The sequence below is a fragment of the Pirellulales bacterium genome, from assembly GCA_019694435.1.
GTDB lineage: Bacteria > Planctomycetota > Planctomycetia > Pirellulales > JAEUIK01 > JAIBBZ01.
Map to the genome: position 1 here is coordinate 1 of JAIBBZ010000065.1, position 12,672 is coordinate 12,672.

14 protein-coding genes are annotated in these 12,672 nt (G+C 66.7%); all 14 read right to left on the reverse strand.

From position 1 onward, the window contains the following. A partial coding sequence (locus tag K1X74_22855; GenBank protein MBX7169191.1) for a hypothetical protein occupies positions 1–935 on the reverse strand: 935 nt, incomplete at its 3' end. A 38-nt stretch (positions 936–973) separates the two neighbouring features. Next, positions 974–1,693 (reverse strand): hypothetical protein, encoded by a 720-nt coding sequence (locus K1X74_22860; GenBank protein ID MBX7169192.1) that lies wholly within the window; start codon positions 1,691–1,693, stop codon positions 974–976. Next, complete coding sequence (gene fliJ / locus K1X74_22865; protein ID MBX7169193.1) at positions 1,690–2,139, reverse strand: flagellar export protein FliJ; 450 nt, start codon at positions 2,137–2,139, stop codon at positions 1,690–1,692. Before fliJ ends, K1X74_22860 begins: the two co-directional genes overlap by 4 nt. Positions 2,140–2,153: 14 nt before the next feature. Further along, complete coding sequence (locus K1X74_22870; GenBank protein MBX7169194.1) at positions 2,154–3,527, reverse strand: FliI/YscN family ATPase; 1,374 nt, start codon at positions 3,525–3,527, stop codon at positions 2,154–2,156. An 8-nt stretch (positions 3,528–3,535) separates the two neighbouring features. After that, complete coding sequence (locus tag K1X74_22875; GenBank protein ID MBX7169195.1) at positions 3,536–4,189, reverse strand: hypothetical protein; 654 nt, start codon at positions 4,187–4,189, stop codon at positions 3,536–3,538. Positions 4,190–4,211: 22 nt separating this feature from the next. After that, positions 4,212–5,222 (reverse strand): hypothetical protein, encoded by a 1,011-nt coding sequence (locus K1X74_22880; GenBank protein MBX7169196.1) that lies wholly within the window; start codon positions 5,220–5,222, stop codon positions 4,212–4,214. Between the two features lie 8 nt (positions 5,223–5,230). Continuing rightward, the gene (locus K1X74_22885) at positions 5,231–6,928 is read right to left on the reverse strand and encodes a hypothetical protein (protein MBX7169197.1); all 1,698 of its coding nucleotides are present in this window, start codon (positions 6,926–6,928) and stop codon (positions 5,231–5,233) included. A 68-nt stretch (positions 6,929–6,996) separates the two neighbouring features. Then, positions 6,997–7,314: a flagellar hook-basal body complex protein FliE gene (fliE, locus tag K1X74_22890; protein MBX7169198.1), complete on the reverse strand. Its 318-nt coding sequence runs from the start codon at positions 7,312–7,314 to the stop codon at positions 6,997–6,999. Positions 7,315–7,343: 29 nt separating this feature from the next. After that, positions 7,344–7,754, reverse strand: coding sequence for a flagellar basal body rod protein FlgC (flgC, locus tag K1X74_22895; GenBank protein MBX7169199.1), 411 nt, complete (start codon positions 7,752–7,754; stop codon positions 7,344–7,346). Positions 7,755–7,783: 29 nt separating this feature from the next. Then, a complete protein-coding gene (locus tag K1X74_22900; protein MBX7169200.1) occupies positions 7,784–8,191 on the reverse strand; it encodes a flagellar basal body rod protein FlgB in 408 nt (135 codons plus the stop codon). 256 nt (positions 8,192–8,447) lie between these two features. Continuing rightward, positions 8,448–9,860 carry a sigma-54 dependent transcriptional regulator gene (locus tag K1X74_22905; protein ID MBX7169201.1) on the reverse strand — a complete coding sequence of 471 codons (1,413 nt, stop codon included), beginning with the start codon at positions 9,858–9,860 and terminating at the stop codon, positions 8,448–8,450. Beyond that, on the reverse strand, positions 9,857–10,708 hold the full coding sequence (locus K1X74_22910) for a sensor histidine kinase (protein MBX7169202.1): 852 nt from the start codon (positions 10,706–10,708) through the stop codon (positions 9,857–9,859). The genes K1X74_22905 and K1X74_22910 overlap by 4 nt, the downstream gene beginning before the upstream one ends. Before the next feature lie 10 nt (positions 10,709–10,718). Beyond that, positions 10,719–11,171: a flagellar protein FlgN gene (locus K1X74_22915; GenBank protein MBX7169203.1), complete on the reverse strand. Its 453-nt coding sequence runs from the start codon at positions 11,169–11,171 to the stop codon at positions 10,719–10,721. A 6-nt stretch (positions 11,172–11,177) separates the two neighbouring features. After that, positions 11,178–12,672: tetratricopeptide repeat protein (locus tag K1X74_22920; protein ID MBX7169204.1), on the reverse strand; the 1,495-nt coding region annotated here is incomplete at its 5' end.

Here is a 12,672-nt window from a genome sequence, read left to right on the forward strand (position 1 = left end):
GGCTTCGTCTCAGGAGCAGTTTGCTTCGTGTCGTCGGCCGACTGGCCCTGGCGAGCCGTCGTGCGCTCGTTGGCCGAGCGCTGGGCGCGGCTCGAGTTCACCGCAGCTGGCTTCACCTGCTCGCCAGCCGCAGCCGTGGCGGCTGTTTGTGCTGCCGGATCGCTGACCGCGGCGTCGGCCGTGACCGCCGAAATCTCGCCAGTCGGATCGGCGACAGGCTGGGCGTTCGCCTCGGTATCGGAATTCTTGGTCGATGCATCGTTCGCAACGTCAGACGTCGGTTGTACGGCCGCGGTCGGTCCCGGCGACGACTTCCCCGCGCTGGCGGCCGGCTTGCCCGTTTGCGCAACGGGTTGGGCCTTGGCGACCGTCTCTTCGGCCTTGGTCGCGCCGGCCAGCGATTGCTCGGCGTCGCGGGCCGGCGACTCGGCCGCGCCTGACCGGGCATCCGGCGACGTTTCGACCTGCGCTTCTACGGGCACTTTCTTGAGCTGTCCCTCGTCCGCCTGCGCTGCGCCGCGCTTGCCTTTCGCGCTGCGCGGCTTCGCGGTCGACTCTTCGAGCGGCGCTACGGCCTGCGATCCGTCGTCTTCCTGTGCCAGTGATGATTCGGCGGGCGCGTTCGGCAGATGTGCATCGGCCGGCACGACCGCCGTGGGATCCTCAGGGTCGGACGCGGGATGTTCCTCTTCCGACTCGCGCCGTTTCGCGGCGGGCGGCGGAGCCGATGCCGAAGGCGACGACGCAGCGACGGGTTCCGGCTCCTTGGCCGGTGCCGGCGTCGCCGACTGGGTCGCCGAATCAAGCTGCCTTTGGAACGACGGCGACGATTCGCCGGCCGGCGGTAGTACCGGCGCGACCGGTGACGTGCCGCGCGACGGCAAGTCGAGAAGCGGCAGACGAAAGCTCAGGTTGTCCGTCGTCACGCGATCCATCTGCGGGGTTAATCCTTGTACTTCAATTGCTCGACGGTTTAGGGCGCGGCCGGTTCGCCGGCGGCGTTGTCGTCGCCGTCCACCGCCGCGGCGTCTTCGGCCGCTGCGCGCATGGCCCGCGCGGCGGTTTCCGCATCGGGCACGCCTTGATGGGTGCGGCGGAGAATCTCCGCCAGCTTTTCTTTTTCTTCTTCGTTCTCGAACTCGTTGGCAATGTCGTTGCGCTTGGCCGTCGACATCTGCTGAAACATCATCACGACTTCGTCGAGCTGGTCGTTATCGAGCATCTTCAAGACCTGTGCCTTGGCCTTGTCCGGATCGAGCCCTTCGAGCAATTGCCGCGCATGCTCGCGGCCCTGTTCGATGGCGGTGTCGTGCAGCGTGGCCAACTCGGCGGTATACGCCTGACGCTGATTGTTCAGCTCAGTCTTCTCGGCCGTGATTGCCTGGCGGTCTTCGCGAGCCATTTCCCGAACCGCAGCGAGTGCCGTCTCACGCTGCTCGATCTGGCGCAGTTTGATGGCCCGGGCCCAGGCGATATCTTCCAGCGACGGTTGCGGCGGCGCGACCGGTTGTTCGGCGGTTTCCGGTTCGGGCAGCTTGACGCCTTGCAGCGCCGCCAGCGCCTGGGTGAGGCGGTCCGGCGCAAGTCCACCTTGCGACCAGAGCAGGTAGACCGCGACGCCTTCGGCCAGCAGCGTACCCAGCGCGAAATAAGCCAGCCCGGCGGCGAGCATCTTGATCAGCTTGCCGATCATGAACGGGCCTCCCGCAGCCAGCGCTGCGCAGCCACCTCGTCAAGCTGTAGATGCTCCAGGCGGCGGGCTTCGTGCTCGAAGCGATCTTGTTGGGTTTCGCGGAGTCGTTCGAGGATGCGCACCTGGCGATCGGCTTCGGCCAGTGCCGCGCGGCGGACCTCGATTTCCTCCTGCACGGAGCGCAATTGCTTTTCAAGCAGCTGTCGTTCAGCGCGCAACAGCATTTCATAACGCTCGATGTTCAACAGCGCATCGACGTCGAGCGGGCCCAGGCCCCGGGTCTGGGCCAGTTCGTGCTGCGCCTGTAACTGCGCGTCAATCTCGGCCCGGCGCTCGAGCAGCACCGCTTCGGCTGCCAAGGCTTCGCCCAAGGCGGTGCGCCGCTCGTCGCGAGCGGCCTCGCGGAGGTGCAGCAACGTCTGCAGGCGAAATCGGAAGCGGGCCATGCGGATTCAGCTCGTTACGCGGTTGCGGTGCGTGGGGTCGGCGCGCGGCCGGCGGGGGTTGTCGGTTGGGGGACGTTGCGCCGGCGCGCGGCGCTGCGCACCAGGGCCTCGAGTCCTTCGCGGGCTGATTCGACCGTGGCCGGCTCCTCGATACGCTGCCGCAGGAACAGATTGATCTCGTCACGCATGTCGACCGCCAGATCGACGACCGGGTTGGTGCCGCGCCGGTAGGCGCCAATCGAAATCAGGTCTTCGTTCTCGCGATATGCGGCCAACAGCTCGCGCACGAACCGCGCGGCCTCTTGGTGTTCGGGCGGCGCGATCGTGCTCATCAGCCGGCTCAGGCTGTCGAGCACGTCGACCGCCGGGTAGTGGCCGCGCGAGGCGATCTTGCGCGACAGCCAGGTGTGCCCATCGAGCAGCCCACGCACGGCGTCGCCGATCGGCTCGTTCGGATCGTCGGCCTCGACCAGCACGGAATAAAAGGCCGTGATGCTGCCATCCGTGGTGCGCCCGGCGCGCTCCACGAGCTTCGGCAGCATGGCAAAGACCGAGGGCGGATAGCCGCGCGTCGCCGGCGGCTCGCCCGCCGCGAGCCCGATTTCGCGCTGTGCCATCGCGAACCGCGTGAGCGAGTCGACTAGCAGCAGCACGTCTTGCTGCAGGTCCCGAAAGTATTCGGCAAGGGCCGTCGCCACGAGCGCCGCCCGCACGCGCAGAATGGCCGGCTCGTCGCTGGTTGCCACGACCACGACGCTGCGGGCACGCCCTTCGGGGCCCAGGTCGCGCTCGAGGAATTCGTTCAGCTCGCGGCCGCGTTCGCCGACCAGGCCGATCACCCGGATGTCGGCACTGGTGTACCGGGCCATCATGCCGAGAGTCACGCTCTTGCCCACGCCTGGCCCGGCAAAGATGCCCATCCGTTGGCCGCGCCCGCAAGTCAGCAGGCCGTCGATCGAACGGATGCCCGTCGACAGGGGAGTATCGATCCGCGGGCGTTGCGTGGCCAGGGGCGCAGAACGCTGAATCGGAATCCGGTGAGCCAGTGCCGGTTGCGGGCCGCCATCGATCGCGCGGCCTCGGGCGTCGATCACGCGCCCGAGCAGCTCGGGTCCGACGCGCAGGTAGGGTACGGTCTGCACCAGGCGGACCGCATTGCCGTGCCGGACTCCCGACATATCGCTCAAGGGGAACAGAATCGTCTCGCCGCCGTTGAAGCCCACGACCTCGGCCGGCACGGGTGCGCCGGCGTGCCGCTCGATCTCGGCGACGGCGCCGACGGGCGCCGGAAAGCCTTCGACGGCGGCGGTAAGTCCCAAAGTTCGCACGACGCGACCTGCGATCGCGGTGGGCATGATCTGGGCGACTTGTGCTTCGAGGTCGAGCATGGGTTGAGCTAGGCCAGTTCCGACGCGATCCGGGCGAGTTGGACGGAGAATTGCTGGTCGATCGAGCCGAACGACGTCTCGATCCTGCAGCCGCCCAGCTCGATACGCGGATCGGCTACGATTTCGGTGGGCCCGAGCCGATTGAATTCCTTGGTGATCAGGGCCAGTTGCTCGCTCAGCTGCGCCTGGTCGGCCGGGTTGAGCAACAACCGCAATTGCGGCGCCCCGGCGGCAAGCTGCAGTCCTTCGCGCACCAGGTCGAGCGTGATGTCGGGCGTCTGGGCCAATTCGCGGCGGATGACGCGCTCGGCGATCGCGCACGCCAGGCGAATGATGCGTTGCTCCCATTGGCCGATCAGGTGTTGCTGCACCTGATCGAGTTGGCCGATGGCCTGTCGCAGTGCCGGGAACAGGGTTTCTAAGCGCTTAGCGGCCTCGGTCGCGGCCAGTTGCGACAAGGCTTTTTGGGCCAGTTGCTGGCCCTCGGTCTGTGCCTGCTTCTTGACGGCCTCGGCCTGCTTACGCGCCTGCGTGATGATGCCTTCGGCCTGCGCGCGGATCTCCTGCAGTTGGCGATCGGCCTCGGCGCGCAGATCGTTCATGTTGAACGCGGCCGGATGGATGCCGCGATCGCGATCAGTGGCCTTGATGATGCTCGACAATGCAGGAATCTCTCAGGTGGGGTTAAGCGGCCAGGGAGCCTTGGGGTGCGGGCGGATTGCGACGGCCCGTAGCGTGCAAGCGGCCCCACAGCTCGGCCAGTTCGTGTTGTGCCGTCTCGACATCGCTGAGCCGCGTCGGCCCGAGCGTGGCGAGCTGCTGTTCGAGCGCCGCCGCGTCGCGGGGGCCGAACAACGCCAACACCCGGTGCGTGAAGCCTTCGTTCGAGCCGGCCAACGCCAGGACGACGAGTTCGTGCGGCGCGGCCGCCAAGAGCGCCGCCAGCGAGGCGTTGTCCAATCGGAGCACGTCGTCAAACGACCAGGTCCGCGGCGCCAGAGCGTCGGCCAGATCGGGGTCGAAGTACTGCAGGTTGCCCACGATCCGGTCGGCCAGCGCCCGATCGCTCGCGGCCAGAATGCTCATCACCCGGGCCACACCGGCGCTGCGCCGCTGCAGTCGCTGCGACTGCACCGACAGTCGGCTTTCAAGGCCCCGTTCGACCGCGCGCACCATCTCGGGGTGCGCTTCGTCGAGGTCGACGAGCCGTGCCACGACCTCGAGCTGGACGTCGGCCGGCAAACGCGCGAGGATTTCCGCGGCCCGCTCGGGCGCCAAATGCGACACGACCAGGGCAATCGTCTGCGGATGCTCTTGGCTGAGGAACGGCGCAACGTGCTGCGAATGGGCCGTATGCAGGAAGTCGAACGGCGCAGCGCTCGGATCGACGACCGCGTCGGGCTCAGCTGCCTCGGGTTGGGGGGCCGGTTGCCATGCCGCCAGCGAACCGCCCAGCTCGACGCCCGTCGGCGCTGGCGGTACCGGCTCGGCCCCGGCGCCGTCCCAGGGACCGACGCGCAGGAATTCTTCGATGATTTGTTGCTGCTCGCTCGGCTCGATCGCCGGCAGACGAATGAGCGCTTCGCGCACCAATCGTGCCTGGGCGTCGCCCAACAGGTCGAGCACGCGCTCGGCCGCTTCGGGTTCGAGGCTGGCGACAAGAATCGCTGCTTTACGGAGGGCTTGCGGACTCATGGGCGATTTCAAATTGCGCTACTGATCCAGGCTTGAAGAATGTTGGCGGCCGAGGCGGGGTCTTCCTTGACAATCTCAGTCAGTTCCTCGCGGATCGACGGCCCGCCTTCGCGACGGCGGGCGAGGCGGTTCTCGCGTGGCGCGGGTTCGCCGCCGGCACCCCCGGCCATTTCGGCTTCGCCGGCTGGTACGGTGGCGGCGATGATGTTCGGAGCGCTTGCCGCGCCGGCCGACGACGCGTTCGCGCTGGACGCCGCCGGCACGCCGCGTATCGTCGAACGCAGCATCATCAGGGCGAACAGGCCTAGGCCGAGCATGGCCGCCGTGCTGCCGTATTCGCTGAGCCATGCCAGGGCGGTGCTCGCCGTGGTCGGTCCGGCGATCTCGGTGGGAGCAAGCTGCTGGAACGTGGTCACCGTCACCAGCGACTTCAGATCGGTTGTCTCGGGCGGCGCCACGACCATCGTGGCCAGATGCGCCTTGATGTCGGTGACGACCTTTTCTTCGATCTTGGCCAGCGCGGCCGCGTCGGGCTTGGCCGGTTCTTGACCGGCGGCCGGCGGGTTCTGTTCTGACCAGATCTTGGCCAGGTAGCCGCTGGGAATGCCGACGGCAAACGCCACGCGCTTCGGCACCAGTCCCACCTTGCGGCTGTGCATCCGATCGTGACCGGTCGTCAAATCCTCTTCGTTGCGCGTCGTCTTTTCGACGCTGGCCGGGCCCGGAGCGGCTGCGTTGGCCAAGGCGGCGCCTTGGTTGGGCTGCTGCGCTTGGAACCCTGGGCGGCCGGCGCTATTGGCGCTGTGGTTGGTGTTGTTGAGCGTTTCTTTTTCGGTCCGCACGGCCACGGCCTTGGGATCGACCTTGACCTGGTCAAGCGTGCTTTCAACCTCGCGGTCGAGCTCCACGTCGACCGCCACGGTGACGCCTGGCACATAGGACAACGCGGCGAGGACCTTCGTTTCGTATTCCTTCTGATAGTCGCGCCACCGCGACATGTAGGCGTCGTCCATCGAACTGCCGCCGCTGGCGGGCGAACCGCCGGCCCAGGTCCGCCCCGACGCATCGGTGACGGTCACGCCGTCGGGGGCCAGTCCCGCAATCGAGCCCGCCACCAGGTGGCGAATCGCGCGAATCCGGGCATCGTCGAGCGACCCTGGATCGCTGGCCTCGATGTGGACCGAGGCTGTAATCACCTCGTCGCGCTTGAGCATGCCGCGCGACTTGGTGTCGTAGAGTACGGCCGCCTTCGAGATGCCCGACATGTTGCTGATGATCTGGGCGATTTCAGTCTGGCGAGCAATCTTGAGTCGTTCCTGCTGGTCGTGGCGGCTGGCCAGGGGGCCGCCGGCGTTCATGGCGTCGCGCAAGTGGTCGCCGAAGTTGCGTGGCAGCGCGTTGTTCTCGGCGAGCGCGGCCAGATAGCTGGCCTGCTGCCCACGTGGCACGAGGACCTTGGTGCCTTCGACCGTGTAATTGCTCAGGCCCGCCGCCCCGAGCGCCGCTTCGACCTTTTCGAGCTCGTCGGGCGAGAAGCTGCGCCCGCTGAGCAGGTACGCATCGGGTCCCGCCACACCCGTATTGACCAGGAACCCGACGCTCGCAATCACGACGGCCAAGAGCAGCACCGAGATGACGCGCGCGGCAGGCGTCATCGAGCGGAACAGCTCGGTCAGTTGCGCCATAGCTTGATTCAGAAAGTCCATCCATGAACTCCAGGCGACTGCTTAGTCGGGCAAATACGCGACCGCGGGGCGGGGTTAGGTGCGGGCGATCAAACGCGAATCTGCTTAACCTCCTCGTAGGCGGCCATCAGCTTGTTGCGGACCTGCATGACCATCTTGAATGCCAGGTCGGCCTTCTGTACGGCAGTCAGCACTTCGGCCGGCTGGACGTCTTCGCCCGTGGCCAGGGCCTCGATCGCGCGGTTGGCCTCGCTTTGCATCGCGTTGACCTGGTCGATCGAGTCGACCAGCATGCTCTTGAAAGACGAGCCACCCGTGGCGGCGCTCGCTCCGGCACCGGGTACGCCGGGCGCAGCCGGAGGCAGCGGGATCTGGCTGGCTTGCACGCTGGGGAGTCCGGGCATCATGGCAGTTCCCTTTCCAACGGTCGGACCTCTCAGGCCACGATCCGCAAGGTCTGTTCGCTCATGTTCTTGGTGACTTCGATCACGCCGATGTTCGCCTCATAAGCACGCGTCGCTTCGAGGGCATCGACGAACTCCGACGTCAGGTCGATGTTCGGATAGGCCACGTAGCCCCGCGCGTCGGCATCGGGGTGGCCGGGCTGATACTTCATCCGCGGATCGACGTCGGAAATCTCGATGCTGCTCACCTTCACGCCCGAGGCCCGCTCGGGGTGCCGCACGTCGGCGTCGGTTTGAAACACGACGTAGCGCGGCTGATAGGGCACGCGCTCGCCGGCCTCGTTATGCGTGGTCGACATATTGGCGATGTTGCTGGAGATCGCGTTGAGCCGCGCCCGTTGAGCCACCAGGCCGCTGGTACTGATATCGAGGGCCGAAATCATGGCAATCGTCTCCTCAGCGTGGGATCTCTTTAGACACGCTCACTAATCGCCGCCTGCATCAGCCGGAACTGGCTGGTGAGCAACGCGATGGCCACGTTGTGGCGCTGCTGGTTCTTGGAAATCTCTTTGACCTGGTCTTCGAGCACGACGTTACCGTCGTCGTGCCGGACCATGCTTTCGAAATCGTTACGCACCTCGCGCACCGGGTCGCTCCGATGCGCAACCTCGTTCAGCGAATGCGGGGACTGCCGCCGGGCGTCGATCGCCTTGCGCAGCCGGGCTTCGAACTGTGCGGGCGAGACATCCTTGGCGCGGTAGCCGGGCGTATCGAGATTCGCAATGTTCCCGGCCAGCAGCGCATGCCGCTTGCCTGCGAACAGTACGGTCTGTTCGAGCACCGGGATGGGCGATCCGGCAAAGAGCTGCGAGTCGAACATGATTCACCTGAAACACAAGAGTGCTGTCATGGGCCCGACGCAACCGACGTGCCGGCACGCGCAGGCCCGCCCCCCGATGGCCAAGAGCCAGGGCAGGAAATGCTTGCCGCCACACGGTTTGTCATCGCCGGCGCCGGGCTGGCACGCCGGCGGCGCGCCGTCGCACCAACCGGCGAACCGGCAGGAATTGCCGCTTGGCACGCGCTGAATCTGCCGATGTCCACGGTTTCGTTGCATGGGCCTGCCGAGGTGTCGTTCACGCCGCCGAGGCGAAGTTCTTGGTGCGCGGGGCATAGCCGTAGGTCTTCAACTTGCCCGACAAGGTACGAATGCCGATGCCCAGCGCTTTGGCCGTCTTTTCGCGATGGCCGCCGAATCGTTCGAGCGTCGATTCGATGAGCTTGCGTTCCATCTCGTGCAGGCTCAGGCCCACGGGCAGCGCCGCCGCAGCCGGACCGTGCTCGGGCGTGCGTAACAGCCATGGCTGCAGTTCGTCGGCCGAGACCGGCGCGCCGCCGCTGAGCACGCTCGCGCGGGTGACGATGTTTTCCAGTTCACGGACATTGCCCGGCCAGTCGTAATGCACGAGCAGGTCGAGCGCCGCGCGGGTGAACTCGCAAGGCTCGACCTGTAGCCGCTCGGCCGCGCGGTTGCGAAAATGGTCGACCAGCTCCGGCACATCGTCGCGCCGCTCGCGCAACGGCGGGACGGCCAGCGGCAACACGGCCAGGCGATAATACAAGTCTTCGCGGAACCGGCCCGCGGCCACCTCGGCCAACAGGTCGCGGTTGGTCGTCGCCAGGACGCGGACATCGACGTGCAGCGTCGCGCTCGACCCCACGCGCTCGAACGAGCGCTCTTGCAGCACGCGCAGCAGCTTGGCCTGCAAGTGCGGCTCGATTTCCGTGATTTCGTCCAGCAGGATAGTGCCGTGGTCGGCCAGCTCGAAGCGGCCGGTGCGCGGCGCGTCGGCGCCGGTAAAGGCGCCGCGCTCGTGGCCGAACAATTCGCTTTCCATGAGCTGCGCGGACAGCACGGGGCAGTTCAGACTGACCAGCGGGGCTGCGCTGCGCGGGCTGGCGGCATGCACGGCCCGTGCAACCAGCTCTTTGCCGGTGCCGCTTTCGCCGCAGATCAGCACGGTTTCTTGCGACCGGGCGACCTGCGCCACGCGGCCGCGCAGACGTTGCATCACCTCGCTCGAACCGACCATCGAGGCCGACATGCTGGCTGGACCGCTGATCGTCGCGCGCTGATCGATCAGCCCGGCCTGCTGGATGGCGCGGGCCACGAGGCCTTCGAGCTGTTCGGCGTCGAACGGTTTTTCGATGTAGTCGAAGGCTCCGTCGCGCATCGCTTCGACGGCCGTCGATACCGAAGCATAGCCGGTCACCAGGATCACCTGCGGGCCATGGTCGCGCTGGCGGATTTGCCGCAGGAATTCCAGGCCGCTCATGCCCGGCATCTGCAAATCGGTGAGCACGACGTCGTACGATTCGGTTTTCATCCGCGCCAGCGCCTGGCTCGCGCCGACCGCGGCGTCGACCTCATGGCCGGCCTGCCGGAGGATGTCGCACATCGATTCTCGGGCCGGCGCGTGATCGTCGACCACGAGGACGCGCGGGGCCGGCAGCGTGGCCCGAGAGGTGCCGGAGTTCGAAGTCTTCATGCCGCGGCCTCCTGGCGCATGGCGCGCGGCAGCCGCAAAGTCAGCGCCGCGCCACCCTCGGGACAGTTGTCGATGCGAATCGCGCCGCCGTGGGTGTCGGCGATGTGGTTGACGATCGCCAAACCCAGTCCGGTACCGGCGCTCTTCGTGGTGAAAAACGGTTCGCAGGCCCGGCGACGGACGTCGTCGTGCATGCCCGGCCCGCTGTCGGCCACCTCGAGCTCGAACCAATCGCGGCCCTCGAACGAGGTAATCACCAGCTCGCCACCGTCGGGCATCGCATCGATGGCATTGAGCGTGAGGTTCAGCACGACGCGCCGCAGCATGTCCGGATCGGCCCATGCCGTTTGCGCGAACGGCACGTCGACGGTCGTCTCGATGCCCTGCGAGCGCAACTGCGCGGCCAGGCCGCCCAGCACGTCTTCGACGAGCTTCCGCACCGGGCAGCGCTGCCGGCGCGGCTCGCGCTGGCCGGCGAAGTGCAACAGGTCGTTGACCGTCGCATCGAGCGACGTACACGCGCCGGCGATCTTCTCGACGATCGTCACGGCGCCGGGGTCGTCGGACAAACGCCGCTTGAGCAGGCTGAGATACAACGTGACGGGCATCAGGCCGTTGCGCACCTCGTGGGCCACGAGCGAAGCCACCTGGCCCAAATCCGCCAGACGGTTCTTACGGGCCAGTTCGCGGTTCTTGGCTTCGAGCTCGGTCGTCAGCCGACGGACCTCGGCGCACAGCATTTCGTGGGTTTGTTCGAGTCGCACGGTGGCGCCATGCCACGCTTCGAGCACAGACTCAAGCTCGTGACGACGTTCCAGCGGCAGGATATAGGGTTCGCCATCGTCCATCGCGAGTTCCTCAGCTTTCCGAGGCCAGGTCGAGTTGATGCAACGTATCGGGAGATTCGGCCAGGTAGGCGCCGAGCACCTGGCGCGAGCCGTGGGCCGCTTCGAGCCGCTGTTGCGCGTCGTCGCGGCGGCGGCGCAGTTCGTCTTCGCTGCTGCGCTCCTGCTGCAGAATCGCGGCCAGAAACGTCTCGCAGTCGGCCACCTCGGCGGCGCACCGCTGGCGCGCCTCGGGACTGCGCCAAACGCGCGCGTCGGGGTCTTGGTCGCGAAACCGGTCCAGCGCCCGTTCAAGGGTCTGCAGTTCGGCCAATAGCCGCTGTTTGCCGCCGAGGACCTTGAGCAGGCCCGCCATCTCGCCCGCGGCGATCATCTCCCGCTGGCGTTCGCCGAGCTGCAGCAAATGCGCCAGGCAGACCCGCTTGCGCGAGATGAGTTCGGCCAGGATGTCGGTTTCGAGATGCATGGGTGTTTACAGCGTGGTGGCCCAGGCCAACAGGTCGGTCCACTCGGTGCGGCTGAAGCTGGTCGATTCCTCGAATTGTGTCGTGGGCTCCATCCGCTCGAGCGCCACCTTGGCCTGCTCGAGCGTGGCCCGGGCCTCGTTGGGCTGACTCATCCGCCGGTAGCAGCGGGCAATCTGCAGATACGCGTCGAGCACTTCGGGTTGGCGCGCATAGCGATTGGTGAAGGTCGTAAAAGTGCGGATCGCTTCTTCCCAACGTTCCAGGGCCATCAGGATCGTGCCGCGGGCGAAGTAACTGTTGCGGAGAAGCAGTTGCTGGGCGGGCGTGAGTTGTCCGTGGTCGAGCAAGTCCAAGAGCAGGTCCTGCAGCGCGGCGTGCCGTACCAGGCTTTCGTCGTACAGCCGCGTCGCCTCGGCCAGGTTTGCCTGGCGCTGCGTCTCGGGAGTTTGCTCGTCGATCGAGTTGCGCAGCTTGACGGCGTGCAGGCGGTACGACTCGGCGGCCAAGAACCTGGCTTCGATGGTTTGCGGGGAATCGGGATAACGCTTCACGGCCTCGTCGAGCTTGACGAAGGCCTCGTCGTAGCGGCCCTCGAAGTGCAGCAGTCGGCCCAATGCGAACAGGGCTTCGCGCCACTCGAAGCTGAGCGGCGTAAGCTGGTCGTCGTTGAGCACCTCGTGCAAGAACGCGGCCGCTGCTTCCAGCTCGCCCAGCTCAAAGTGCGTGGCGCTGGCCAGCAGCCGGGCTCGATAAGCCACGGCATCGTGGGGAAAGAACTCCAGACATTCGCCAAAGGCGGCCAGCGCCTCGGTCGGTTTGTCCTCGGCCAACAAGGTTTCGCCCAGGTTGACGAGCGCCGTGGGTCGCAACTTGCGCGCTTCCTCGTCCAGGTACCGGCGCAGCAGCCGCTGGGCATCGGCGTAATCATCGGCCTTGAGAAAGCTTTCGGCGCTCGACCAGATGTGCGCGATATACGTCTTGGCCGTGGAACGCAGATTGGCCAGTTCCTCGAAACGCGAGCCGGCCTGGCGGTACTGCTCGCGCGCTTCGCTCCGCAGCCGATCGGCCTCTTCGGCCGGCTGACCTTCGACTTGCTTGAGCAACTCGACGGCCCACGCCTCGTGGCTGTGGGCCAGAAACTCGATGGCATCATCGCGCGACACGACCGGCTCGATCGAGTTTGCCAGCTCGATGGCCAGGGCGAATTGCTTGTGGGCGAGCAGCGTATCGTGCGTCGTGAGCAATTGGGCCTGCAGTTGGATCAGGCTTAACCAAGGATTCGAGTATTGCGCCGGATCGCCCGCGGCGCGCACTGCCCGGACCAGCGCGGCCAAGGCCTCGGGGTACAGGCCCTCGGCCAGGCGCAGGGCGGCGTCGCGGGCGTTGGCCGCCAGGCCCTCCGGAGTGCGCGGGTGCAGTTTGCGCGTGCGGACAAACTGCTCGCGCGCGGCGCGCGGTTCGCCTGCTTCGTAGAGCGCAAGGCCGACGAGAAACTCGGCG